The organism is Allobosea sp. 05T433, from assembly GCF_056396065.1.
Map to the genome: position 1 here is coordinate 1 of NZ_JBFTKS010000119.1, position 555 is coordinate 555.

A 555-nucleotide genomic window follows, 5' to 3' on the forward strand; every position below is an offset into this window, starting at 1 on the left:
ACTATGAGCAGCTGCCGCTGCGCCGCTTCTCGCCGGCCAAGCTCGAGGATGTCTTCGGCGATCCGGCGAGCAACGACAACCTGACGCTCAGCCATGGCGGCGGCCTCTCCGGCAGTGCCGGCGGTGGCGGTGGCCATGACTTCGAGGGGATCGCCTCGGCCGGCGGCGGCTCGGGTGGCCACCACCCCGGCCCGGGCGGCCATTCCGGCCCGGGCGGCGAGAACCCTGGCGGACCCGGCGGTGAAAACCCCGGCGGGCCACGCAGCAACCGGGCGCCGCAACTCGCCGGCGTCGTCAACCTGCGCAGCATCGGGCGGTGCGAGACGCTGCTGATCACCGCGATCGGCTTGCTCGCAGGGGCGCTGGATCCTGATGGCGATACGCTCGTGGTTAGGCATCTCACCGCCTCCAGCGGCACGCTGACCGCGGTCGAGGGTGGCTGGGAGTTCACCCCGGCGCCCGGCTATTTTGGCCCGGTGACGCTGAGCTACGAGGTCAGCGACGAGACCGTCGCGGTCGCCCAGACCGCGCTCTTCAGGGTCGTCGAGTTCACCG

1 protein-coding gene is annotated in these 555 nt (G+C 71.5%); it reads left to right on the forward strand.

Annotated elements, in window-relative coordinates; translation table 11 throughout:
• Window positions 1-555: cadherin-like domain-containing protein (locus AC1DGP_RS35285; RefSeq protein WP_476833302.1), on the forward strand; the 555-nt coding region annotated here is incomplete at both ends.